Raw genomic sequence first — 23,481 nt, forward strand, 5'->3', positions numbered from 1 at the left:
CACCTCGTGAATTGATTTGATCAGTAAGGTTACCTTCTAGGCTGTCTGAAGACCGGACCCCAGAGGATTGGCCTCGCCCCCCCGGAAGGAGCACTGAGTGGAGACTGATGCTGGCACGTGGTTCCTGAGTCGCACTGAGCGGGGGAATCTGGCCACCCGGGTGCACGCGGGCGGTGCCGGGTCTTCGGCGTGGTCGGTGGGCAACCTCGTGCGACCGCTCGTTCATGGAGCGAGCTACTTTGCCCGACTGCATGAGGAGCTGACTGCTTTGCAAGCGGGAGACCGTGTGTGGTTCACCGACTGGCGGGGCGACGCCGACGAGCGGCTACTGGCCAACGGACCGACAATCGGGGACTTGCTCGCGGGGTTGGCCCGCGCGGGGGTGGAAGTGCGCGGCCTTGTCTGGAGATCCCACGGAGAGCGGGTATCGGCCCCGATGAGCGGCCGTCCCAACGAGCTTCTCAGTCGCAAGATCAACGACGCCGGCGGAGAAGTGTTGTTGGATCAGCGTGTCCGGCTGTTCGGTTCCCATCACCAGAAAATGTTCGTCATCCGCCGTCGTGACGATCCATCGCGGGACGTCGCGTTCATTGGCGGGCTCGACCTTTCCCACAGCCGACGGGACGACGCCGACCATGCCGGAGACCCGCAAGCGGTGGCCATGGATCCCCGGTACGGGAAACGTCCCCCGTGGCACGATGCCGCGCTCGAACTGCGCGGCCCCGTGGTCGCTGATGTGCTGGCGGTGTTCGCCGAACGGTGGAACGACCCCCATCCACTTGATCGACGCACCCCGTACCGGATGCTGCTGCAACGTCTGGCCCGCATGCCCCGGCACCCCGAACCCCTCCCGGCCGCTGCACCGCCACCACCCGCGGCCGGCCCCCATGCCGTGCAGCTGCTGCGCACTTACGGGGTGAAACGTCCCCCGTTCCCTTTCGCTCCAGAAGGGGAACGCAGCGTGGCCCGCGGCTACGCGAAGGCCTTCGCCCGCGCCCGCTCGCTGATCTATATCGAGGACCAGTACCTGTGGTCGACAGAAGTCGCAGCCGGTATCGCGGCGGCCCTCGAGCGGAATCCCGACCTCAACGTAATCGCGGTCGTGCCCCGTTACCCCGACTCTGACGGCCCTCTCGTCGGGCCGGCAAGTCGGCTCGGGCAGCTTCGCGCCCTCAGGATGCTGCGGCAGGTCGCACCTGACAGGGTTGGCGTGTTCGACCTGGAGAACAGCTCCGGAACTCCGATCTACGTCCACGCCAAAATCTGCATCATCGATGACACCTGGTTCACGTGCGGCTCGGACAATTTCAACCGCCGGTCCTGGACCACCGACAGCGAGCTCACCTGCGCCGTGCTCGACACAACTGCCGACAACGGGGACCTGCCCGGCATCGACACCGGGCACGACGCTTCCGGGCCGCTGGCCCGCGGGCTCCGGCTCCAACTCTGGGCCGAACACCTGGGCTTGGATCAGGACGATCCCCGAATTCACGACCCGGCGGCTGGGCTAAAGCTGTGGAAGACCAGCGCCGACGCCCTCGATAACTGGCATGAAACCGGGCGCCGCTCGCACCGCCCCACCGGAAACGTGCGACACCACACCCCGGAACCCGTGTCGTCCCTCCAACGGCTTTGGGCGGATCCGATCAGCCGCTTCGTCGTGGACCCGGACGGCCGTCCCCGGCGACTGCGCGGCACCACCCGGTTCTAGGCAAGCCTGGTCGAATCGCCCAGCACGTCATAGCCGCCGGATTCAGGCGGCCATCACAGCGTCCGCGGATGACCGGACGGAGATGTTGACGTCAGACTGTTGGGGATCGATCAGGGCCGGAAGGCGGCGGGATTGCGAGCAGCCGCGGAGCGCTTCCATGGCGGCGGGGTCGACGTTGGCCCCGCTGACGTCGATTTCAAGGGCCAGACCTTGCATGAGGGCGTTGGCCCGCCTCGCGACTACGTAGAGGGCGTGGAGACTCCGGGAGGTTAGCCGTCCATGGGCTGTGATGCGGACCTGGGCACCGTCGATGTCCATTTTTACGAGAAGCCGGATTTTTTCGGTCATGAGTCCTCTTCCGATCAGGAACCGCGACGCTGCGGCCCGGAACAAAGACTAAACGGGCGATGTGACGCAGGCAACAGTTACCTCCGTTAGCGGCTTAACTGATTGCGAACCATCTCTTACGGCTTGCCCATGGCCCTGAGGGGAATCCTGGCATAGGGTTTGACCCACTACCCGCTGGCTGCCCCCTTGGGTTCATATGAACGACGTGGGCGTTCGGGCATGAACTTTGAACGCGGGATCTGGCCAACGCCGATTCCCGACCGATGAAGACGTGAGGGAGAAACATGACAGTTGCCCGTCCTGGACATCGAATGGCCACTTATCGTCCCTGTGTTCCTGCAACGCCGCCCAGGGTGCCGGCCTGTGGGCAGTGCGGCCCTGGGTTTCCTTTGACCTTCCATGAGTATGTTCCTGCTGTCTATGCGGCCGATGGCAGCGGATTGCGGCCGCCGTCGGCAAGCTACAGCTGTGCAAGATGCGGTACCAAGGACAACCATCAGGTTCCCTCGGGCTGGGCGCCCCCTGAGTGGCAGTGGTACTCCTGAACCGCGTCCCTTAACGCATGGAACGACGGCGGGAGGCCCCGCCGTCGTCGGGGCTCACGGTGTTGCGTCTTCCGTGAACAGGTAAGACAGCTGCGACCACATGGGTCTGGACACCTATGGATAGAGCCGGGTCGATCACCGGCGCGAAGAGCGGGGAATCCGCCCCGAAGTGGGCGGAGAATGCGGCCCGGACCTTCTCCGTCACGGCCGCGTCGTTGCTGGTGAGGGAGAATTGGTCGTAGTACTCGAAATCAGGGTCTTGCGGTGATCCGGCGGCGCAGCACTCGCCCTTGACTATCCGCTCAATGGCCGCGAGGACGGACGCACGGACCGGGGCGTCGTAAGTGCGGATGTTGAGCAGGAGGGTGGCCCGGTCGGGGACGATGTTCGATGTCGCGCCGGCGTTGAGCGCCCCCACCGTGACAACCGCGAAGTCGCCCGGCTTGGTCTCCCGCGAGACGGTGGACTGAAGCCTGAGGACGATCGAGGAGGCCAGCACCACCGGGTCAACGGACATGTGCGGCATCGATCCGTGCGCGCCCTTCCCGTACACGGTGATCTTGAGCGAGTCTGCGGCTGAGAGGACCGGGCCCGCGGCGCAACCGCGAAACCCAGCGTAGACCTGGAAACCGAACCACGGGAGGGTAAATTGGGTCGATGATTCACGTTGAGCCCGACGATCCGGCGCGCGAGGATGTCCACCGACTCCTGAGCGAACACTTGGCGGACATGTTCGCCACATCGCCGGCCGAAAGTGTCCACGCACTGGATCATTCGGCGCTATCCGCACCCTCGATCACCTTTTGGACGGCCCGCGACGGCGGCGCCCTCCTCGGGTGCGGCGCGCTCAAACGCATCGAATCCTCGGACGGCGCAGCGAAGCGCGGCGAAATCAAGTCGATGCGCACCATGGCCAGTGCGCGCGGGCGCGGCGTCGCCACACTCGTGCTCAGCCACATCCTGGATGAAGCACGAAGCCAAAACTACGAGCGCATCTTCCTGGAAACAGGAACCGAGGACTACTTCGCTCCTGCACGGCGCCTGTATGTCCGCAATGGATTTACCGAGTGCCCGCCTTTCGCCGACTACACGCTGGATCCAAACAGCGTTTTCATGGAGCTCCGCCTCTGAGCGAACGGAACCCCAGCACACGTTTCCGAAGCCGCGAGCAGAGTCACTCCGCGTCGCGGCTTCGGAACGGTCGATACTAGTCCGCGAGGATGTGGTACAGCGCTCGCCGGGTTTCGTCGATCTTTTCCATTGCAGCCGTGCGTTGTTCGTCGGTTGCGGCGAAGCGGAATTGGTGGATAACCCCCATGAGCTTTGCGACGCTCTGGTGAAACGCGGGTCCTGATCCTTCTGGATCGATGTTCCATGCATTTTCCAGCTCCTCGGCGTGCTCCGCTACGTATGCCTTCCCGGCGTCGGTGAGTGTGAATTCGGTACGACGGCCTTCGCCGACGGGTGCAATGAGCTCCTCGTCAACGAGCTGTTGCAGCGTCGGATAGACGGAACCCGGGCTTGGGCGCCACGATCCGGACGTCTTCTCGGCGATTGTCTTGATGAGTCCGTATCCGTTGGATGGTGCTTCGGCCAGCAGGGAGAGGATCGCGAAGCGAACGTCACCCTTGTTGGCCCGGCGCTGGCCGCCGGGACCAAAGCCGGGACCAAAGCCTGGGCCAAACCCCGGCCCGAAACCGCGGCCTGGCCCAAACCCGCGGCCTGGCCCGAATCCGCCGTGACCGTGGGGTCCGCGACGGCTCCGGCCGCGTCCGAAGCGTTCCATATCCGGACCGCAATCTGTGTGCTTGGTGTCGTGAATGCCTTTCATAGCGGCATCGTCCTTTCAGTGTTGTGTGGGTTGCCCTGAGGCTCGCAGTTCGTCCTGCGATAGTTAACGATATATCGTTGACTGTCGTTAAACAAGAGCCGGTTCATGTCCGGGTGGTAAGAATGAAGACCGTGTTCGAAAGGCGGTATCCCCGTGCCTTCCCTCTTGCGTCCACTCCCGTCCTGTTTAGGGGACCTGGGAGTGGCGGCCCTCGTTGTGCCAGGTACCGTTTCGGCCACGGAGATCGATGCCATGTTCCGGAGCGACCGCGGACTCAGGGCGGTCGTGGTTGAACAGGGCGAGTCATTCGGGCTATTGACCCGGGACCATCTGGAGTTCAAGTTGACCGGCAGGCTCGGCTACGGGCGGGCACTGAATACGAGAAGGACGGCTTCGGAGCTCTTGCCCGCCGCGGGCTCGTCCATGGCTGCCGACTTGGATCTGCAGTCCGCTGCGCAAGCCGTCTTGGAAAGGCCTGAGTACGAGCGATATCAGGATCTTTTGGTTCTGGGCGCCACTGGCCCCCGGATCGTCACGGTATCGGACATCTTTGCGGCCGTTTCAGCGCAATTCCGCCACGCTTCGCTTCACGACCCGCTCACAGGGTTGCCCAACCGGAGGATGCTCGAAGAGCACTGCCCTGACATCAGCGCGAGCGCCGGGCTGCCCGGCGTCGGGATCCTGTTCATTGACCTTGACGATTTCAAATCCGTCAACGACACCTATGGCCACCGCGCCGGTGACGCTGTGCTTAGAGAGTTCGCCCGGCGCCTGATCCGCAGCGTCGGAAACCGCGGCACTCTCATGCGCTTGGGTGGTGACGAGTTCGCTGTCCTCCTCACCGACGTCGATGAGGACGCCGCTTGTGCGGTCGCGAACGGAATCCTGGACAGCCTGGAAGACGCTTTCGTGCTCGACGGGTGCGAACTGCATGTCAGTGCCACCATCGGCTTGGCCCTGGGAGTCGACATCATCGCGGAGGACCTGCTCGCCGGTCCCGACGTACTGCTCCGGCACGCCGACGGCGCGATGCTCCGGGCCAAGCGGGAGGGCAAGCGACGAATCGGCCGTATCGGCCCCTGCCAGGAACCGGCACCGTTCGCGCGCCAGGCGCACATCCGGCGTCGGCTCTCTTCTGCCGTTGACGACTCGGCCCTGACGCTCCACTACCAGCCAGTCCTGGATCTTGCGACCGGGGAGGACGCCGGCGTCGAAGCGCTCCTGCGCTGGAACGATAGGGAAATCGGCCCGGTGGCCCCGGACGAGTTCATCCCGCTCGCAGAACATACCGGGGAGATCCGCAGGATCGGGGCTTGGGTCCTGGATCAGGCCTGCGCCCAGTCCCGCTCCTGGATTGACGCCGGCACGCCCCGGAACATCGCCGTGAACGTCTCCCCGGTCCAGTTCGCGGGCGCCACGCTCCCATCCGACATCCGGGCTGCCTTGAACCGCCATGGAATTCCTGCCGGGATGCTGGAAATTGAGATCACGGAAGGAACAGCGATAGTAGACGTCCCCTCTGTGGCATCGCAATTGCGGGAACTGATCGATATGGGCGTTGGTGTCGCCTTGGACGATTACGGGAGTGCCTATTCGTCCTTGGCCATGCTTCGGGTCCTTCCGCTGACCACGCTGAAGATCGACAAAGCGTTCATCAGGGACATCGATAGTGAGCCGCATACTGCGACGATTGTCCGGGGGCTGATCCAAACCCTCAACGCCATGGGGGTCCGGGTTACCGCCGAAGGAGTGGAACGCCAGGAGCAATTGAATATTCTGCGGGACCTCGGCTGCGACACCGCCCAGGGGTATTTGATCGCTCCGCCGATGGATCCCTCGGAATTTAGGCTAGTCATGAATGAGATTGAGGACAGCAAATGAGTGAGCAGCTTACGACCATCGAGGTCGAAGAATTCCTGCCGTATTCGCCTGCCAAGGTTTGGCAAGCGCTGACGGATCCGGCACTGATCGCCCGCTGGTTGATGGAAAACGACTTCAAGGCGGTCGTGGGGCACCAGTTCCAGATGCGCGGGATTCCCGTTCCGGCGGTCGGATTCAGCGGCTTGGTGGCCAGCGAAGTCCTTGACGTGGAAACGGAGAAGCTCCTGCGTATTTCATGGCGGGACGCGAACTCGGGAAACAGCCTCAACAGCACCGTGACATGGTCAATCACCGCCGAGGACGCCGGCACCCGGCTGTTCCTTGTCCATGACGGCTTCGATCCCAACGAGCCGACGCACGTGGCATCGCACCGCATCATGAGCGGCGGATGGCGAAACCATGTCCTCCCGCGGCTCGGCCAGACCCTGGCCGAATCCGGGAGGGCCGACCCCGACAGCTAAGGAGAACAATGCAGTTCATCGCTGGCGACCCTTTCGTCCTGGAAGGACTGGCCGTACCCAGCGAGATCCGGGAATGGAATGCAGTCATGTTCAGTCCGCAGGATGATGCTTGACTTCCCCGGGGGCCGGCTGCTGCATGGCGCCGATGGCTGCTCCGCGGGCCCAGTGAGTGTCGTCAACGTCGATGACGGCAAGCGGTACATCGCGGGCATGGACTTCGCGATCGTGTCTGCGCCCGGCGTCAACGGCCCCCCGGGCCGCCCCCACCAAGCCGACGCCTTCCCCACTCAGGATGATCAGTTCAGGCATGACCAGTGCTGAAGCGATGGTGAGCAGGCGGCCAAGGGCGAATCCGGCCTCGTCGACGAGTGATTTGGCAACCCCACCTTGTGCCGAGAGCTCGAGCAGTTCCGCATAGGCGACGGGTCTGCCCATGGAGGCCAGAGCCCTTGACTCGAGGCTGGGCAGACTCAGCATGACGTTGGCGCAGCCGCGGTGGCCGAGATCGCAAGGCGGCCCGAACGGATCCAAGGGGATATGGCCGGCAGTGCCCAGGCCGGAGTTGGCGTCGGTGATCATTTGATGATTGATGACCAGTCCGTACCCCACGCCCGCACCAACAGTGAGAACCACGAGGTTCGCTATCCCGCGGCCTGAGCCCAGCCAAAGTTCCATCAAGGTCAAGGCGTTAAGGTCATTGATGATGCTGACGGGCAACGCCATCCGTTGCTCCAAGAGGTTGCCGAACGGAACGTTTTCCCATTTGAGGAAGGGTGCCCAGCTGATGTTCCCGCCGTCCAGGACTTGGCCGCCAAGGCATACACCTACCGCGGCAACCGGCCGGGGGGCCGACTGCTCAACCCTGCGGACCAGAGCCGCGACGAGATCGGCCACGGCTGCGGGATCCAGAGAGTCGATCGGGGCTTCCGCGGTGTCAATCACGTCAGCCCGCAGGTTGACCAGCGCAGCGGATGCATGCGTTCCAGTGAGTTTCACACCAACGAAATAGTGGCGGCCGGCTACGATCTCCAGCGGCTGCGTGGGCCGTCCGGTAGGGCCGACATGCCGTGATTCCGTTTCGACGATTTCCCCCGCAGTCAGCAGGGGTTTGGTGACACGGGTAAGGCTTCCGGCTGAAAGGCCGAGCTTTTCGGCCAGGGCGCTTCTGGATGAAGGGCCGTCCACGAGGAGTTGGTACAGGACGTCGCGGGCAGAGCCGGGCGCGCCCAGCCACGTTGGGTGGGCGGGGGTTGGCTGGGCGTCCATGTCGCCTCCTCATCGATGGGCTTGTGTCAGACTATCTCAGCAACGCTGATTTTTGTATCGAAAGTTAACTTCAAAAAATCACACCAAACCTAGTAACTCTCATCACATTTTATCAATCTATTGACAGTTGGGAGTTCTACGGCAAAACTTTCAGTACTTCACATGCGGCAACGTCGCCCAGCAAGGGACTCATCAATGACGATTCAAGAAGCGCACGCAGACCCTCCAGTGAGCACTGACCACGAATGGTTCAAAAGTGCGGTGGTTTACCAGATCTATCCTCGCAGCTTTGCCGACTCGAACGGTGACGGCGTGGGGGACATTCGCGGCATCATCTCCCGGCTCGATTACCTGAACAAGCTTGGGGTGGACGTTCTGTGGTTGTCCCCCGTCTACCACTCGCCCCAAGACGACAATGGCTACGACATCAGCGACTACCAGGACATCGATCCGATCTTCGGAGACCTCCAAACCTTCGACGAACTCATCGCCGGCTTGCACGCCCGCGGCATGAAACTCGTGATGGATTTGGTAGTCAACCACACCTCCGACGAGCACCCGTGGTTCGTGGAATCCCGCTCCAGCCTGGAGAACCCGAAACGCGATTGGTATTGGTGGAGGTCCCCGAGAGTTGGGATGGAGCCTGGTTCTGCCGGGGCGGAGCCGAATAACTGGGGCTCCGCCTTCTCCGGACCGGCATGGGCCTACGACCCGACCACTGGTCAGTACTACCTCCACCTTTTCTCCAAGAAGCAGCCTGACCTCAACTGGGAAAATCCGGAAATGCGGGCGGCCATCTACAGCATGATGAACTGGTGGCTCGACCGGGGCGTCGACGGTTTCCGGATGGATGTCATCAACTTCATCTCGAAGAACCAACAGCTGCCTGACGGACCAAGGTCGCAGGACAAACTCTATGGCGACGGCGGCGCCCACTTCATCAGTGGTCCGAGGATCCACGAATTCCTGCAGGAGATGCACGAAGAGGTATTCGCGGGCAGGAACAGGCCGCTGCTTACCGTTGGAGAGATGCCAGGAGTCACGGTGGAAGACGCTGCCCTGTTCACCGACCCTGCCAGACATGAAATCGATATGGTGTTCCAATTCGAGCACGTCGCCCTCGATCAGGAAGGCGGCAACAAATGGCGCCCCAAGAAGTTGCGGCTCAGCGAGTTGAAGAAGTCCCTGGGCCGCTGGCAGGAAGGGCTGGCCGATCGCGGATGGAACAGCCTGTATTGGGGAAACCATGATCAAGCGCGCGCTGTGTCCCGGTTCGGGAACGACGGCCTTTACCGGGAAGCCTCGGCCAAGATGCTTGCGGGCGTCCTCCACCTCCACCGCGGGACTCCGTATGTGTACCAAGGCGAAGAGCTAGGCATGACCAATATGTCGTTTGGCGCGATCAGCGACTACCGCGACATCGAAGTCCTCAACCATCACCGCGAAGCCACCACGCATCTGGGCCACACCGATGCCGAAGTCTTAGCGGCTTTGGCACCACTGAACCGGGACAACGCCCGCACCCCTGTCCAATGGGATGCGACCCGGAACGCTGGTTTCACCACTGGATCCCCGTGGATTGCTGTCAACCCGAACGCCAGTTCCATCAACGCGGCCGCCCAGGTTGATGATCCTGGATCCGTTTTCAACTTCTATCGCGAGGTCATTGCACTGCGTCATCGTGATCCCGTCGTTTCCCGAGGAGACTTCACCATGCTCCTCCCGGAGGACGAGCAGGTGTACGCGTTCAGCCGGGCACTTCCCGACGCGGGGATGCTGGTCCTAGGCAATTTCTCCTCCGACGAGTGCATTGCCGACGTCGGCGACGAATCCTGGGCTGCGGCAGAGCAAGTACTGGCCAATTATCCCGTGGAAAAGTCGCTGCGCCTCCGCCCTTGGGAACTCAAAGTCTTCCGACGCGGGCTGTGATCCGCAGCAAGACCCCACAACCTCTCCCCAAAATGCTTCATCAAACCCTGCGGGCAATAGCTGCCCGAAATCTGAAAGGTCCAGCCATGATGAAAAAGCTTGTCACTCTCTCCTCCATAGCCCTCTTGGCGGCCGCAGGCCTCACGGCCTGCGACACCGGAGGAGGCGGAGCCCAATCCGCAGCAGTGTCCACACTGTCATCGGGGGCCGCTGTATCCGGCGAGATCACGTTCTGGCATGCCTACAGCGCCGGCGGAGGTGAGATCAAGGCGCTGGAAAACACCGTCATCCCGAACTTCGAGAAGCTGCATCCCGGGGTCAAGGTCAAGGCGATGCAGATTCCAGACAAGGACATGCACCAGAAGCTCGTCACCGCAGCTGCTGGTCAGAGCCTGCCGGACGTTGTCCGCGCGGATATCGTCACGGTCCCCGAACTGGCCAAGATCGGTGTGCTGACTCCACTGAGTGAGGCGATGCCGGACTTCCAGTCCTGGGCCGACAAAATGTTCCCTGGTCCGCTGGCTACGAACAAGTACAACGGGAAGTCCTGGGGACTTCCGCTGGACACCAACACCAAGGTGGTCATCTACAACGACGAGGCGCTCAAGGCCAACGGCGTCGCTTCCGTCCCTAAGACGCTGGACGAGCTCAAGGCAGCGGCGGACAAGGTGGGAGGCAAGTACATCCTCGCCGAAGGCGGTTCCGGAGCGTGGCAGATGCTGCCTTACATCTGGTCCAACGGCGGCGACATGACTGATCCGGACGTGAAGAAGTCCTCGGGCTACCTCAACGGGCCCAAGGCCGTCGCAGCCTTGCAGATGATCGTCGACCTGTACAACAAGAAGGCCATTCCCGGAGTAATTCTCGGCGGCAGCGGCGGGACGCCCACGGGCGACGGCCTGCCCAAGGGAATGTATCCGACCATTGTGGACGGCCCATGGACCTTCCCGAACATGGCCACCTCCTACCCGAATTTCCACCCCCAGACGTCCCCGATGTTCAGCGGCGCCGGCGGCAGCATCAGCGTGGTGGGTGGCGAGGATATCGTCATGACGCAGCAATCCAAGAACAAGGAGCTAAGCGCCGAGTTCATCCGCTACATGCTTTCTCCGGATGCCCAGAAAGCGATGGGCCAGGTGGGCCAACTTTCCGCGGAGAAGGACATGGCCGAAACAATGGCTGCCATCCAGCCCTACTATGGCGCCTTCCTTGAGCAGCTCAAGACAGCCAAACCCCGGCCTGCCACCCCCCAGTGGGCAAAGGTCGATGACATCTTCACCAAGCAGGCCCAGCTTGCACTCCAAGGCAAGCTGTCCGCCCAGGAAGCGATGGATGCAGCGGTGGCACAGATCGATCCGCTCCTGGCGCAAGGCTGATATATGCCGTCACAAGATGTTCTCCCGGAACAGGCAGTCTCGACGCCCTCCGCGGCCCGGCCTCGCAAGCCGGGCCGCGGAGGGGCGAGCCGCAGGCCATCGCACTGGTGGGTGCCCTGGGCGTTCGCGGCGCCCGGGCTGATTCTGTTCCTGCTTACCACCGGTTATCCATTGGTGCGTTCCCTGCAGATCTCCTTCTACAACTGGTCGGTGCTGCCGACGCAGGCCAGCACTTTCATCGGGCTGGACAACTACATTCGGGCTCTTGGAGATCCCCAGTTTTGGACCAGCGTGGTCAACGCAGGCGTGTACTTGTTGATGTCCGTCCCGGCCACCGTAGCGCTCGGTCTGTTCTTCGCAATCTTGCTCCAAAAGAAGATGCCGGGGCGCACTCTCTTCCGGGTCCTGTTCTACATCCCGGTGGTCACCAGCTGGGTGGTCGTCTCCTTGTTGTTCAAGTTCCTCTTCACGACCGACAACGGCGCTGTCAATTGGTTCATCACTGACTTCTTCTCCTTTTCCGACCATGCGGTGCCGTGGCTCGAACAGCGCTGGACGGGGCTGATCGCGATTTCCCTCCTGGGGATTTGGAAGAACCTCGGATGGTGCCTGGTAGTGCTTCTCGCGTCGCTGGGCGGGGTAGGCGAGGAACTGTATGAAGCGGCAGCGCTTGACGGGGCCAATGCCTGGCATAAGTTCGTCCACGTCACGCTTCCGGGAATCAGGGGAACATTGCTGTTTGTATTGGTCCTGCAAGTGATCGGGGCGTTCAATGTCTTCCCCTCGGTCCTTCTCATGACCAATGGCGGACCTGCCGGAAGCACGGAAGTTCCCCTGACTTATATGTACAAACAGGCATTTTCGTTCCTGGACTTCGGCTATGGCTCGGCCATGTCCTTTATCCTCGCCATTTTCATCTTCATTGTGTCGTTCGCCCAGTTCAAATTCCTCGGCGAGAAGAAGGAGACCCTGCGATGACCACGACTTCCCTCCAGCCCAAAAGCTTGCGCGAGGCGGACATAGCCGGCGGGAACGAACGCTCCAAACGGCCGTTAAACGCCTGGCTGCTGGTCCGCGTTGCGATCATCTTGTGCGGGGCCGTGATGATGGTGGCGCCATTCTTGATCATGGTGTCCACTTCGCTGGAGCCGAACACTGCCACACTTCCGAATCCTCCCCACTTCCTGCCACAGAACCTCACCCCGGCAAATTACGAGGAGGCCTGGACGGAGAACAATTTCGCCGGGTTCTTTGGCAATTCCGCCTACGTCTCAGTGCTTACCACCGTGGCCTCAGTGGTCATTTCTTCAATGACGGCCTTCGCTTTCGCCCGGTTCGACTTCCCACTGAAGAACCTCATGTTCTCAATGCTGCTGGCTGGGTTGATGATTCCGGGCATCGTGGTGATCGTCCCGCAGTTCGTGCTCGCGAAGAGCCTGAACATGCTCGACTCCCTGGAAGGGCTGGTGTTTTTCTACACAGCCGGCCAGATTGCCTTCACCACGTTCCTCCTGCGTGCCTTTTTCGAAAGGGTTCCCCGGGAACTCGACGAGGCCATGACCGTAGATGGCGCAGGCATCCTCCGTAAATTCCTGGTCTTGTACATCCCCCTTGCCCGGCCCGCACTGGCGACCGCAGCAGTCTTTTCGTTCCTGGGGGCATGGGATGAGTACGTGTGGGCCTTGACCGTCATCAGCGACGCCACCAAGCGCACGCTTCCCCTTGGCATTGCTGCGTTCCAGGGCGAACACTCAACCGCGTGGGGCCTTGTATTCGCGGCGTCCACGCTCGCTGTCATCCCTGTTATCGCGGTCTACATCGCTGGACAAAAGCACCTCATCGCCGGAATCACCACCGGCGCCGTCAAATAGGCGTCTCATCGTCACAACACCCAAGGACAATCCCATGCCTCAACCCTTCGACATTCTCCCGACCAAGGCGAGCTACTCGCCCACGGAACCGGTCGCCGTCGAGCTCTGGATTCCCGACGGCGGCACCGCCGCCTTGACGGTCTGGCACCTCGGCAAGCGGGTCCAGGCACTCGAAGGATGCACGTCCGGGGTTCTTAGCCTGGGCCCTCTCGACCCGGGTGGCTATGGCATGGAACTGGAGTCCGGCGGCAAGACGGCCCGGACCGCCGTCGAGGTTTCGGCGGACCCAAGGGCGCGCCTGAGGTACGGTTTCGTGGCTAGCTACGCTCCGGGCAAGGACGTGCAGCCCGTTGCCGAACTCGTGCGCCGGCTGCACCTGAACGGTGTTCAGTTCTACGACTGGGCCTACCGGCACGCGGACTTGATGGGCGGCGGCGAGGAATACTCGGACGCCCTCGCCCAGCCTGTTTCCTTGGCCACGGTCAAGGAACTTGTGCGGACTGTTCAGGCAGCGGGATCCCGGGCACTCGGCTATGCCGCAGTGTACGCAGCCGGTCCCGGCGAGTGGGACAACTGGGAGCAGCACGCCTTGCTCATGCCAAATGGCGAGCCTTACGCGTTGGGGGACTTCCTTTTCCTCCTGGACCCGGCAGCCCAACCATGGCTCGCCCACTTCACCAGGGAACTCGCCGACGCCACGTCGTCGCTAGGATTCGACGGCTTCCACCTGGACCAATATGGATATCCGAAACGCGCAGCCACGCCCGATGGTGCCATGGTCGACGTCGCGGATTCCTTCGTTCAACTGATCGACGGCGTCCGGGATGCCTTGCCCGCCAGCCATTTGGTCTTCAACAATGTGAACGACTTTCCCACGTGGCGCACGGCGCCGGCCCCCCAGGACGCTGTTTACGTCGAAGTCTGGCCTCCGCACACGACCTTGGGTTCCTTGGCGGACGTGGTCAGCCGAGCGAAGGCCGTGCGTCGAAACCAGCCGGTGGTGATCGCCGCATACCAGCACGTGTATGACAGCGCCGACCAGCAAGCAGCCGACCGGGCAACCGCGCTGACGATGGCCACGCTGTTTTCCCATGGGGCAACCCAGCTTCTCGCCGGCGAGGGGGACAGGGTCCTGGTTGATCCCTACTATGTCCGCAACCACCGCGTTAACCAGGAGACATCGAGCCTCCTGGCCCGCTGGTATGACTTCCTGGTGGAGCACGACGAACTGATCATGGACCCCGGAATCTGCGACGTTACCGGATCATACGCGGGTGCGTACAACGACGATCTGGACCTTTCCTACGAAAGCGCGGCGGTATCGGATCGGTCTGAGCCAGGGGCCGTCTGGCGCCGGATTACCAGGGTGCCGGGCGGCTTCGCCATCCATCTGATCAACTTGCTGGGGCAGTCGGACACCGAATGGGATGCGCCGCGGGCGGAACCGCAATCACCGGGCGACGGTCGCCTGCGCGTCCGGCGGACGCGGGGTACAGTGCCACGCGTTCGGTACGCCGACCCGGACCGACAGTCGAGGCTGGTTGAGGCTCCAGTGGAACTCGAAGGGGACTATGCGACGGCGATTCTTCCTGCGCCGCACTTCTGGCAGCTCGTCTATGTGACGGAGGAGCCCGCTAAGGTTCCACCAACGCCGGCACCTTAGGCTCAATTCCCCAAGCTGCCCGGTGCAATGCGGTTGCGAGCCAACCCCGGAGCCGAGCCAGCCGCAGGCTCTTCGTCGGGCGTGCCGGAACAACCGGTGCTCCCGGCAAGGCACTGCGGCTGTCATTATTCACGATGCCGATAACTGCACAAGCCATCATCAACGAAAATTCCATAGTCATCTTCTTCTCATCTAAAACGTGGAGCCCTGGACTGTAAATCAGTTAGCGGCTGGAAGAAACCCGAATACTCAAGGCGGAACCGCCGTCGTTCAAGGTTCTGTTAAAGACGCTAAGGGCTCCGGAAGACGATGTCAGCAGCTGGGCCGCTCCCTGCTTTTCCTAGGATTGACGGTCCTACCCTCACTGCGGCCCGGACCGGACGGGACCGGGCTGCGCGGCCCGGGGGAGATCGCACAAATGGGCGGATACGGCTGGGTGCCGTACCCGCCCACAGTGGTTAGTTGGACTGGGAGTTAGTGACCGGGGCCGCCGGTTTCGGTTGCGGTGACCTTGAAGCTCGCGTCGAGTTTGACGGTGGCGTGCGTGCCGTCCGACTTGGTGATGTGGGCTTCGTAGGCGGCGCTGCCGTCGTCTTCGGTGGTCATGTTCTCCACCGTGGCGCCGGAGTTGGCCGCCAGCACAGCGGCCTTCACCTTGGTTGCGGTGTCACCCGTGAGGTCGGTTTCGTTTCCGTGGTTGCCGTGGCCGCCCTTCCCGCCGCCCGGGCCGCCGGTTTCGGTTGCGGTGACCTTGAAGCTCGCGTCGAGTTTGACGGTGGCGTGCGTGCCGTCCGACTTGGTGATGTGGGCTTCATAGGCGGCGCTGCCGTCGTCTTCGGTGGTCATGTTCTCCACCGTGGCGCCGGAGTTGGCCGCCAGCACAGCGGCCTTCACCTTGGTTGCGGTGTCGCCGGTCAGGGCCGTTTCATTTCCGTGCGTGCCGCCGTTCGTGGCAGGGGCGGATGGACTGGCGGTCGAAGTGTCAGTAGTTGCAGCATTAGCCGGCAGGGCCATGGCGGTGAGGGCTCCGCCGCCTGCGACGGCGCCGATCAGGGCCGCGCCCACTGCGATTTTCCGGACTTTGTTCACGATGTTGCTCCTTAGAGGTTCAACTCCGAGGGGTTCGAAGCTGTATCCCATCCTCGAACCCCAGGCTTTGGCCCCTGTATACCTATGCTGTGCCTGAACTGTGACATTTTGCCCGGCTCACAGGATCGCCCAGCCCGGCTGACGACGGCGGTCCGCCGCCGTCGGGCGCTGTCTGTCAGCAGGCCGGCCGGTTCCGAACGTCGCTTGAGACGTGTTGCTTGAGCAGCGAGCCGCCGGCTTCCGCCTTGAGTTCCCGGTTTTCAACCATGACCTGTCCGCGCAGGATCGTCATGCTGGGCCATGCAGCCACCTCGTAGCCGTCCCAGGGCGTGTAGTCGGCTTCGTGCAGGTCCTCGGCGTGGATGGCCCGCTTCACTGTTGTATCCAGGACCGCGAGGTCGGCGTCGCTGCCCACCGCGATCACGCCCTTCTGCGGGTACAGCCCGAGGATTTTCGCCGCGTTGGCGGAGGTGATGTCAACAAAGCGGGTGAGATCGAGCCCGCGCTTGGCCACCCCTTCGGTGTACGCGACAGCCATGCGCATCTCGACGCCGGCATGACCGCCTGTGGCGTCGAGAATGGTCTTGCCGCGGGTCTTCACCTCAAGGTCGGTGCACACGCCATCGGTTGCCAGGGTGCTGAGCGAGCCTTCGAGCAGCGATTCCCACATCGAGTCGCGGTCGGTTTCCGATTTCAAGGACGGGTAGGTGTGATAGATCGCGCCGTTCTTCTGTTTATAGTCTTCGGCGGTGAAGTACGCGTAGTGGGGGAGGATCTCGCCATAGACCGCTTGGCCGCGCCCTCTGGCCTCTCGGATGGCGTCCACGCCTTCGCGGGCGCTGACGTGCATGAGGTAAATGGGCGCACCGACGTGCTCGGCGAGCGTAATGACTCGCTGGAAGGACAACTTTTCCGAGAGGTTGTTGTGGGCGTGGTGCATGTTCTCCAGCCCGATCCTGCCTTCGCGCTGCAATTGCTTGTAGGCGTACATGACGATGTCGTCGTCTTCCGCATGCACCGCGAGCATCGCGCCGGCCTGGGCTGTTTGTTGCATGAGTCCCCACATATTGCCGAGGTCCGTCTTCTGCTTGGGGCGCGTCGGGGTGGTGTTGGTCATCCAGACTTTGTAGCTTCCATGGCCGGCTGCGACGGCGTCGGGAATCTGTTCGAGTACATCGAATGGAATCTCCGGTTCCTTGAACGTGCCGTGCAAGGCGTAATCGGTGTAGCTTGACCCGGCCCACTCGGCCGACTTGCGGGCAAAGGACTCCGAGAGCTCATCGCCAGGTTGCCAATGCGCGAAGTCCACCAGCGTGGTGGTTCCACCGTAGATGGCGCCCTCACTCACGCGATCAGGGCCAAAACACTTGATTCCGCTTTCGGCAGCCGTTGGAAGAACGGAGTTGGTGTGGACATGCGGGTCGACGCCGCCCGGGACAACCAATTGGCCGCGGAGATCGACCGTGCGCGTCGCCTCCTCCGTGGGACCGAGGCCGGTCTCGCGGAGGGACACAATCTTGCCCCCCGCTATGCCGATGTCCAGGGTTTTGGGGCCGGACGGGGTAACGACCATGCCGTTGGTGAGAACGAGATCAAGCATCAGGGGGTCGCGCCTTTCAGTGTTGGTGGGGGTTGAAGGAAAACGGTGCGGACGTGAAGTAGCGGGCGGCGAGGGAGACTTTTACCGAGGCGCGAGCGTTGACGAGCTGGGACACGGAAACATCCGCGGCCGCGCTCATCAGCATCGCCGTCTTCTCCCGGGTCCACTTCCGGTCCGCCTGCAGGAGTTCGAGCATGTCGTCGAGCGCCAACCGCGCGGCGTCGTCGAGGGTTTCGCCGTCGCCGATCGTGATGACGGAACCCCCGGACAAGACCACCGGCCGGTTGACCGTGACTCCGGCCAGAACGTGGCAGGAGAGAACAAGGCTGCCCTCGACCTCGACGGCGGTGAGGGAGCACTCGCCGTCGCCCTGTACCGCATGTAGGTCGCCGGCATAGAGCAAGGCGTTCGCGCTCTGCACGGGCAAGATGACGGCGGAACCGGCGGTCACGTCTTTGCAGTCCATGTTGCCGCCGTGCGTCCCGACCGTGCTTGAGTTGGGATTCCCGTCGGCCGGTGCCACGCCGATCTTGCCGATCATCGGCCGGATGGGGATCCGGATGTCGTCGTCGAACCGGACGCTCCCGTCCACAATGTCGACAACCCTGCCGGATCGCCCCAGGCCGCCGGTGAAACCGCCGCGCCCGGGAAGCGTGACCATGGCGCCCCGGTCCGCTATCCGGATCTCGTGGACGTCTATCCGAAGTGTGTCCCCTGGATTGACGCCGCGCACCGCGACCGGCCCGGTCACGGGGATCGACAACTTCTCGTATTCCCCGGTGCTTTCGAACAGGCCGCCGGTCAGCAGGCTCCGGGCGCCAAGGGAGAACTGCTCGCCTTGGCCTACTTCAATCACGGGGGTGGCGTCGCGGTCAAAGGATCCCGACGCCGATTCATGGCTTGCGTGGAGCATGTTCAGCATGCTGCCCCTTTCGTTGCGGCGGTGCGGGGAAGCTATGCGGTGGGGTAGACGGGCAGGGCCCACTGTTGATCGGCGGCTACGCGTCCGACGACAGCCTGCCGGTAGGCCTGCTGAAGCTGGCGGGTGAGTTCGCCGGCAGTTCCCTCGCCGATCGGCGTGCGGTCCACGGAAGAGACATGGTTGATTTCGGCGGCGCTGCCGCACACGAAGATTTCGTCCGCCGAGTAGAGTTCCGTGCGGTCGATTGCCCGGATGTCGACGTCGACGCCGAGGACATTTCGTGCCAGATGGAGGACGCTGTCCCGGGTTATCCCCTCCAGGATGCTGTCCGTTGCGGGGGGCGTGCACAGGCGCCCCTGGCGAACCATGAACACGTTGTAGCCAGCACCCTCGGCAACATGGCCGTCCTCGGTCAGCAGCAGGGCCGCGTCGTACCCGTTGCGCCGGGCCTCCAGCATGGCAAGGCGCCCGTTTTGGTAATTGGCAATCGATTTGACCCGGGGCGGCATGGAGCGATCGGACAATCGGGCCCAACTGCTGATCTGCACGTCCAGTCCGCTGGCCCCGAAGTAGTTGCCCATGGGGATGGCCGCCATGAAGACGGTGACCGGACCAGTGTCCTCCGGCTTGCCATCGCTTGAGTCGACGAATACCTGCGCGCGCATGTGGAGGTTCCCGCGCAGCCCGTTCGCACGCACCAGGCCGAGCAATTGTTCGCTCAAAACGCCGATGTCGCGCGGCCCGTCGATTTCCACCACCCGCATCGAGTCAATCAAGCGGCGCATGTGGTCGGCCACCCGGAAGGCGTAAAGCTGCTGGTCCTCATCGCTCCAATAGGCGCGGAACCCTTCGAAGACGCCGACGCCGTACTTCAGCGTGGTGCTCAGGACATGGAGCTTGGCATTCGCATACTCCACCAGTTCGCCGTCGCGGAGCAGGTAGCGAACACTGGGCTCGAATGCGGGGGCCTTGGTGTCGGTCACAGTTGCGGATTCACTCAGATTGGTCATTGTTGTCTCCAAATCGTGTTCGGAAAACAGATCAGGGCTCGGCTTCACACCAAGGTTGACATCCGTCTTCATCTTACTGTCGGCATTGTCACCATAATGAAGATGCTTGATGGTCCTGTCAACAGTGACCATTGACACTCGATGAAATACTTCAATAAAGTGATGAAACTTCGATATGTAAATTCTCGGCAGGATGTCGAGTGGCTGGAGCCCGGATGCGCCAGCCAAAAGAAGGCTTTCACCTACACCCGTCAACCGGATCGAGTGCCAATTGAGTGAAACTACGACAGTCGAGTCCCGGACTCCCGTAAGGTCCGTGGGCGGACGTGCGTCGAGCTGGGCCAAGCGAGGCAGGGCCTGGGCGTACAAGCGATCAGGGACGGTCCTCGCCGTCGTCGCCGCCGGCATCATTGTGGGACTCCCGCTTGCGGCGATCTTTCTCCATCTTCCCCAAAACCCCTTGCAGCCGGACGTGGAGTCCATGGCCCTGGCCCCCAACTCCGTTCATTGGTTCGGCACGGACGGCAACGGAATGGATGTGTTCTCCCGGACGATTGAATCGGCGAGGCTGGACCTTCCCATTTCGCTGGCGGCGACGGCTATTGCCCTTGTCATCGGCGTTCCCTTGGGCCTGTTCGCCACTACCGGCTTGGCCGGCGAAACGATCATGCGGGTAGTTGACGCTTTCGCCGCGCTCCCCATCATCGTGATTGCCGTGGTGTCCATCCAGCTCATGGGCGGCGGAGCCACCGATGTCATCCTCGCCATCGCCCTGGTTGCGGCTCCACGCTTTGTTCGCTTGTCCCGTGCAGCGGCGATTTCGCTCCGCTCGTCAAGGTACGTCGAGGCGGCGGTGGCCATCGGATGTTCGCCGATCCGTGTGGCCTTCAACCACATCTTCAGGAACGCCTACGGTGTGATCCTCGTGCAGGCCACGCTGACCACTGCCGGCGCCTTGAGCACGATTGCCGCCTTGAACTTCCTCGGCGTCGGGGTCAAACCTCCCCAGCCAAGCTGGGGCGCGATGATCGAAGACGGCGTCAGCATGCTCATCCGTGGCCAGTGGTGGGCCGTGGCCTTTCCCGCGCTGGCCCTCCTCCTGGTCATTGGCTCGCTCAACATCATTGCCGGTGCGATCGAGAACACGATGGAACGAGTGGAGCACACCCGATGAACAAGACCCTCCAAGTCCGGGAACTCGAAACCGAGTTCCACACCCCCCGGGGTGTGGTCCGGGCATTGCTCGGCGTTTCCTTCGAGGTGCAGGACAACGAGATCGTGGGGATCGTCGGCGAATCCGGATCGGGCAAATCGACGGTGGTCCGTTCCATCACGAAGTTGTTGATGCCGCCGGGCAAGGTGTCCGCCGGCAACGTTACCTTCGCTGGCCGAAGCCTCTTGGAACTGCCCGAACGGGAGATGCGCCAAATCAGGGGAAAGGACATCGGATTCATTGCCCAGAATCCATTCAGCGCCCTGAATCCGGTGACCCGCATCGAAAAGCAGTTTGCCAATATCGCCAAGGCGCACGGAGTGAAGGTGGATGCCTCCGAGCGCAGCCGTGCACTGCAGCTGTTGGAATCGACTGGAGTCCGCGATCCGGAACGCGTCATGCGCGGTTATGCGCACGAACTCAGCGGCGGCATGGCCCAGCGCGTCGTCATCGCCATGGCGCTTTACCTCAACCCGCAGCTGGTGATCGCCGACGAGCCGACGACGGCGCTCGACCTCACCGTCCAGCGCCAGGTCCTTGATACCCTTCGCCGACTGACGGTCGAGAGCGGCCGCTCGATGCTGATTGTGACCCATGACCTCGGGGTGGTGGCCGCATACTGCAACCGCGTGCTGGTCATGTACCGCGGAAATATCGTGGAACAAGGACTCGTTGACGACGTTTTCGTCCGTCCACAGCATCCCTACACGATCTCCCTGCTCAACTCGGTGGTGCGTCCCGAAGACGAGACGCCCTACGTGCCAGGGAGCGCTGAAGCACCGGATACCGCGGAGCCGGAAACGCCGGACCCCTCTAAGGTCCAATTGTCCGAAGCCCGGAGGTCTTGAAAATGCCGCTCCTTGAACTCGTGGATGTCACGAAGATCTTCCGAACCCCCCATGGAGAAGCACGCGCCGTAGATGGAATTACCCTGTCCGTGGAAGCCGGCGAGACACTCGGCATCATCGGCGAAAGTGGTTCCGGCAAGTCAACGCTCGGCCGCCTGGTCCTGAGGCTGACCGAGCCGGATTCCGGATCCGTCGTCATCGAAGGGCAGGACGTGTTAGCCCTCGGCCGTGGCGAACTCCGCCGCAAGCGGCGCCATTGGCAGATTGTCTTCCAGGAACCCTTCGCGTCATTGAACCCGCGCCTGACGATCCGGCAGATCGTCGAGGAGCCGCTCATCGTCGCCCGGATGGGGAGCCGGGCCGAGCGGCGGTTGCGGGTCCTGGCGACCTTGGAAGAAGTCGGCCTCTCCGCTGACTTCATGGACCGGCGCCCCGCGAACCTGAGCGGGGGGCAGCAACAGCGCGTAGGAATCGCACGCGCCCTGGTCACGAATCCCAGCCTGGTGGTCCTGGACGAACCAACGTCCTCGCTGGACCTGACCATCCGGGCCTCGATCCTGCGCACCCTCGCGCGACTCAGGGCTTCCCGGGGCCTCACCTATGTATTCATTTCGCATGACATCGAAACTGTGCGGCATTTCTGTTCCACCGTGGCTGTCATGCATCGCGGCAAAATCGTCGAGGTCGGCCCCACCCAGGACGTCTTGATGGCGCCGCAGCACCCTTATACCCAGTCGCTCATTTCCGCCGCATTGCCGGTGGTTCCCTATTCCGCCGTCGTTGGCACCACGAATTCCCAGGGGCAGATTTCATGATCCGCTACATCATTTCAAGGCTCCTCATCGCAGCCTTACTGCTGTGTGGCCTCATCACCCTCAGTTTTGGCCTGGTTTCGCTCCTTCCCGGCGACCCCGCGGTGGCCCTCCTGGGTGAATACGCAACCCCGGCAGACATCGCGCGAATCCACGCGGAACTTGGCCTGGACCTGCCTTTCTGGGAACGCTACCTCGGCTACATGTCCAGAACGCTGAGCGGTGACCTTGGCCATTCCCTCTTCACCGGCAGTTCGGTATCCAGCGAAATCCTGACCCGGCTCCCCAATACCTTGATCTACTTGGTGCCAGGGCTCGCCCTGGCCCTCATTATCGGCATGGCGAGCGGCACGTTCGCGGCCTATCGCTACCGACGCTTTGCCGACAAGGCCTTCACCTTCTGGATATCCATCCTGATGGCCATGCCGGAATTCGTGCTGGCCCTCTTGTTGCTGTTTGTCTTCTATCAACAACTGCGCATCGCGCCCGCACCGATCGGCATGCTCTCCAGCGCGCAAATCACTCCACCGCACGTCACGGGGTCAATCCCTCTTGACGCGATAATTGCCGGCCAGTGGGGAACGTTTTCGTCCATCCTCGGCCGCGCCGTCCTTCCTATCGTGACCATGGGCTTGTTCTTCGCTGCCCCGTTCGGAAAGACAGTGCGCTCAGGACTATTGCAGGTGCTCCAATCACCACAAATCGAGTTTGCGAGGGCCTGCGGCCTGCGTCCCGGCCAGGTCTTCCGGTATGCCCTCAGCGACATTCGCGGGTCACTCATGACCTACTTGGTACTTCTTTTTGCCGCGTCCCTCAGCGGAGCGGCCATTGTCGAAAGTGTCTTTTCCTGGCCTGGAGTGGGCGGTTGGTCGCTCGACGGCGTGCTCAAAGGCGACGTGCCCGTCATTCAAGGCTTTGTCCTCATCATGGGATCCACAAGCTTGCTCGGCTATGTCATTCTCGACGCCTTGATAACCCTTCTGGACCCCCGTACGCGCCGCAAAGCCGTGGCCGGACGCCGTCAGCGGCGCCTGGGCGCAATCCCGGCAGCCAACTCCTAAGAAGCCCTTAGCCGCCTCCCGAGAACTCTTGACAGATATCTCCC

The 23,481-nt window shown here is 62.5% G+C and carries 21 protein-coding genes; 13 read left to right on the top strand and 8 right to left on the bottom strand.

The genetic code is table 11. The annotated features are described in order from the left end of the window. Positions 1–97: 97 nt before the first annotated feature. Positions 98–1,711, top strand: a complete 1,614-nt coding sequence (locus LFT47_RS03735) for a phospholipase D family protein (protein ID WP_236815371.1) — start codon at positions 98–100, stop codon at positions 1,709–1,711. 42 nt (positions 1,712–1,753) lie between these two features. Here LFT47_RS03735 and LFT47_RS03740 read toward each other — a convergent pair whose 3' ends face one another. Both LFT47_RS03740 and LFT47_RS03745 read right to left on the bottom strand, forming a co-directional pair. Next, positions 1,754–2,059, bottom strand: a complete 306-nt coding sequence (locus LFT47_RS03740; protein WP_236815373.1) for a hypothetical protein — start codon at positions 2,057–2,059, stop codon at positions 1,754–1,756. A gap of 555 nt (positions 2,060–2,614) precedes the next feature. After that, positions 2,615–3,121, bottom strand: coding sequence for a peptidase dimerization domain-containing protein (locus LFT47_RS03745; protein ID WP_236815376.1), 507 nt, complete (start codon positions 3,119–3,121; stop codon positions 2,615–2,617). Between the two features lie 140 nt (positions 3,122–3,261). On the opposite strand from LFT47_RS03745, the gene LFT47_RS03750 reads away from it, so the two are divergent. Then, on the top strand, positions 3,262–3,735 hold the full coding sequence (locus LFT47_RS03750; RefSeq protein WP_236815378.1) for a GNAT family N-acetyltransferase: 474 nt from the start codon (positions 3,262–3,264) through the stop codon (positions 3,733–3,735). Between the two features lie 76 nt (positions 3,736–3,811). On the opposite strand, the gene LFT47_RS03755 is transcribed toward LFT47_RS03750, so the two are convergent. Then, positions 3,812–4,435: a PadR family transcriptional regulator gene (locus tag LFT47_RS03755; protein ID WP_236815380.1), complete on the bottom strand. Its 624-nt coding sequence runs from the start codon at positions 4,433–4,435 to the stop codon at positions 3,812–3,814. A 201-nt stretch (positions 4,436–4,636) separates the two neighbouring features. On the opposite strand from LFT47_RS03755, the gene LFT47_RS03760 reads away from it, so the two are divergent. Both LFT47_RS03760 and LFT47_RS03765 read left to right on the top strand, forming a co-directional pair. Further along, positions 4,637–6,316, top strand: a complete 1,680-nt coding sequence (locus LFT47_RS03760; protein WP_236815383.1) for a putative bifunctional diguanylate cyclase/phosphodiesterase — start codon at positions 4,637–4,639, stop codon at positions 6,314–6,316. Next, complete coding sequence (locus LFT47_RS03765) at positions 6,313–6,777, top strand: SRPBCC family protein (RefSeq protein WP_236815385.1); 465 nt, start codon at positions 6,313–6,315, stop codon at positions 6,775–6,777. Before LFT47_RS03760 ends, LFT47_RS03765 begins: the two co-directional genes overlap by 4 nt. A 90-nt stretch (positions 6,778–6,867) precedes the next feature. Here the strand turns inward: LFT47_RS03765 and LFT47_RS03770 are convergent, their stop codons facing one another. Next, positions 6,868–8,043 carry an ROK family transcriptional regulator gene (locus LFT47_RS03770; RefSeq protein WP_236815387.1) on the bottom strand — a complete coding sequence of 392 codons (1,176 nt, stop codon included), beginning with the start codon at positions 8,041–8,043 and terminating at the stop codon, positions 6,868–6,870. 195 nt (positions 8,044–8,238) lie between these two features. Here LFT47_RS03770 and LFT47_RS03775 point away from each other — a divergent pair, with 195 nt between their 5' ends. The 5 genes from LFT47_RS03775 (at position 8,239) to LFT47_RS03795 (ending at position 14,882) form a co-directional block, all read left to right on the top strand. Next, positions 8,239–9,972, top strand: a complete 1,734-nt coding sequence (locus LFT47_RS03775) for a glycoside hydrolase family 13 protein (protein WP_236815389.1) — start codon at positions 8,239–8,241, stop codon at positions 9,970–9,972. An 86-nt stretch (positions 9,973–10,058) separates the two neighbouring features. Continuing rightward, positions 10,059–11,348: an extracellular solute-binding protein gene (locus LFT47_RS03780; RefSeq protein WP_236815391.1), complete on the top strand. Its 1,290-nt coding sequence runs from the start codon at positions 10,059–10,061 to the stop codon at positions 11,346–11,348. A gap of 3 nt (positions 11,349–11,351) precedes the next feature. Continuing rightward, positions 11,352–12,326, top strand: coding sequence for a carbohydrate ABC transporter permease (locus LFT47_RS03785; protein ID WP_236815394.1), 975 nt, complete (start codon positions 11,352–11,354; stop codon positions 12,324–12,326). Continuing rightward, a complete protein-coding gene (locus LFT47_RS03790) occupies positions 12,323–13,219 on the top strand; it encodes a carbohydrate ABC transporter permease (protein ID WP_236815396.1) in 897 nt (298 codons plus the stop codon). The genes LFT47_RS03785 and LFT47_RS03790 overlap by 4 nt, the downstream gene beginning before the upstream one ends. A 34-nt stretch (positions 13,220–13,253) precedes the next feature. Beyond that, on the top strand, positions 13,254–14,882 hold the full coding sequence (locus tag LFT47_RS03795; RefSeq protein WP_236815404.1) for a glycoside hydrolase family 66 protein: 1,629 nt from the start codon (positions 13,254–13,256) through the stop codon (positions 14,880–14,882). 474 nt (positions 14,883–15,356) lie between these two features. Here LFT47_RS03795 and LFT47_RS03800 read toward each other — a convergent pair whose 3' ends face one another. The 4 genes from LFT47_RS03800 to LFT47_RS03815 form a co-directional block, all read right to left on the bottom strand. Then, entirely contained in the window at positions 15,357–15,971 is a 615-nt protein-coding gene (locus tag LFT47_RS03800; RefSeq protein ID WP_236815406.1) for a PepSY domain-containing protein, read from the bottom strand. A gap of 175 nt (positions 15,972–16,146) precedes the next feature. Then, positions 16,147–17,571: a dihydroorotase gene (locus LFT47_RS03805; RefSeq protein ID WP_236815415.1), complete on the bottom strand. Its 1,425-nt coding sequence runs from the start codon at positions 17,569–17,571 to the stop codon at positions 16,147–16,149. Between the two features lie 16 nt (positions 17,572–17,587). After that, the gene (locus LFT47_RS03810; protein WP_236815418.1) at positions 17,588–18,493 is read right to left on the bottom strand and encodes an acetamidase/formamidase family protein; all 906 of its coding nucleotides are present in this window, start codon (positions 18,491–18,493) and stop codon (positions 17,588–17,590) included. A gap of 32 nt (positions 18,494–18,525) precedes the next feature. After that, positions 18,526–19,503: a branched-chain amino acid transaminase gene (locus tag LFT47_RS03815; protein ID WP_236815419.1), complete on the bottom strand. Its 978-nt coding sequence runs from the start codon at positions 19,501–19,503 to the stop codon at positions 18,526–18,528. 271 nt (positions 19,504–19,774) lie between these two features. Between LFT47_RS03815 and LFT47_RS03820 the strand changes: the two genes are divergently transcribed. From LFT47_RS03820 to LFT47_RS03835, 4 genes are read left to right on the top strand one after another with little or no spacing between them, the layout of a single operon-like run. Next, positions 19,775–20,677: an ABC transporter permease gene (locus LFT47_RS03820; RefSeq protein ID WP_236815421.1), complete on the top strand. Its 903-nt coding sequence runs from the start codon at positions 19,775–19,777 to the stop codon at positions 20,675–20,677. Next, the gene (locus LFT47_RS03825; RefSeq protein WP_236815423.1) at positions 20,674–21,564 is read left to right on the top strand and encodes an ABC transporter ATP-binding protein; all 891 of its coding nucleotides are present in this window, start codon (positions 20,674–20,676) and stop codon (positions 21,562–21,564) included. The genes LFT47_RS03820 and LFT47_RS03825 overlap by 4 nt, the downstream gene beginning before the upstream one ends. Before the next feature lie 2 nt (positions 21,565–21,566). Next, on the top strand, positions 21,567–22,379 hold the full coding sequence (locus LFT47_RS03830; RefSeq protein ID WP_236815425.1) for an ATP-binding cassette domain-containing protein: 813 nt from the start codon (positions 21,567–21,569) through the stop codon (positions 22,377–22,379). Then, complete coding sequence (locus LFT47_RS03835) at positions 22,376–23,437, top strand: ABC transporter permease (RefSeq protein WP_236815427.1); 1,062 nt, start codon at positions 22,376–22,378, stop codon at positions 23,435–23,437. The genes LFT47_RS03830 and LFT47_RS03835 overlap by 4 nt, the downstream gene beginning before the upstream one ends. The last annotated feature ends 44 nt before the right edge of the window (positions 23,438–23,481 follow it).

Source organism: Arthrobacter sp. FW306-2-2C-D06B (assembly GCF_021789175.1).
GTDB lineage: Bacteria > Actinomycetota > Actinomycetes > Actinomycetales > Micrococcaceae > Arthrobacter.

Excerpts from the sequence above, each read along its gene's own strand:
- LFT47_RS03830 (WP_236815425.1), top strand. The coding sequence starts at position 21,567 with ATGCCGCTCCTTGAACTCGTGGATGTCACGAAGATCTTCCGAACCCCC.
- LFT47_RS03780 (WP_236815391.1), top strand. The coding sequence starts at position 10,059 with ATGATGAAAAAGCTTGTCACTCTCTCCTCCATAGCCCTCTTGGCGGCC.
- LFT47_RS03835 (WP_236815427.1), top strand. The coding sequence starts at position 22,376 with ATGATCCGCTACATCATTTCAAGGCTCCTCATCGCAGCCTTACTGCTG.
- LFT47_RS03775 (WP_236815389.1), top strand. The coding sequence starts at position 8,239 with ATGACGATTCAAGAAGCGCACGCAGACCCTCCAGTGAGCACTGACCAC.
- LFT47_RS03815 (WP_236815419.1), bottom strand. The coding sequence starts at position 19,503 with ATGACCAATCTGAGTGAATCCGCAACTGTGACCGACACCAAGGCCCCC.
- LFT47_RS03740 (WP_236815373.1), bottom strand. The coding sequence starts at position 2,059 with ATGACCGAAAAAATCCGGCTTCTCGTAAAAATGGACATCGACGGTGCC.
- LFT47_RS03770 (WP_236815387.1), bottom strand. The coding sequence starts at position 8,043 with ATGGACGCCCAGCCAACCCCCGCCCACCCAACGTGGCTGGGCGCGCCC.
- LFT47_RS03810 (WP_236815418.1), bottom strand. The coding sequence starts at position 18,493 with ATGCTGAACATGCTCCACGCAAGCCATGAATCGGCGTCGGGATCCTTT.
- LFT47_RS03755 (WP_236815380.1), bottom strand. The coding sequence starts at position 4,435 with ATGAAAGGCATTCACGACACCAAGCACACAGATTGCGGTCCGGATATG.
- LFT47_RS03825 (WP_236815423.1), top strand. The coding sequence starts at position 20,674 with ATGAACAAGACCCTCCAAGTCCGGGAACTCGAAACCGAGTTCCACACC.
- LFT47_RS03765 (WP_236815385.1), top strand. The coding sequence starts at position 6,313 with ATGAGTGAGCAGCTTACGACCATCGAGGTCGAAGAATTCCTGCCGTAT.
- LFT47_RS03745 (WP_236815376.1), bottom strand. The coding sequence starts at position 3,121 with ATGTCCGTTGACCCGGTGGTGCTGGCCTCCTCGATCGTCCTCAGGCTT.
- LFT47_RS03805 (WP_236815415.1), bottom strand. The coding sequence starts at position 17,571 with ATGCTTGATCTCGTTCTCACCAACGGCATGGTCGTTACCCCGTCCGGC.
- LFT47_RS03785 (WP_236815394.1), top strand. The coding sequence starts at position 11,352 with ATGCCGTCACAAGATGTTCTCCCGGAACAGGCAGTCTCGACGCCCTCC.
- LFT47_RS03795 (WP_236815404.1), top strand. The coding sequence starts at position 13,254 with ATGCCTCAACCCTTCGACATTCTCCCGACCAAGGCGAGCTACTCGCCC.
- LFT47_RS03750 (WP_236815378.1), top strand. The coding sequence starts at position 3,262 with ATGATTCACGTTGAGCCCGACGATCCGGCGCGCGAGGATGTCCACCGA.
- LFT47_RS03790 (WP_236815396.1), top strand. The coding sequence starts at position 12,323 with ATGACCACGACTTCCCTCCAGCCCAAAAGCTTGCGCGAGGCGGACATA.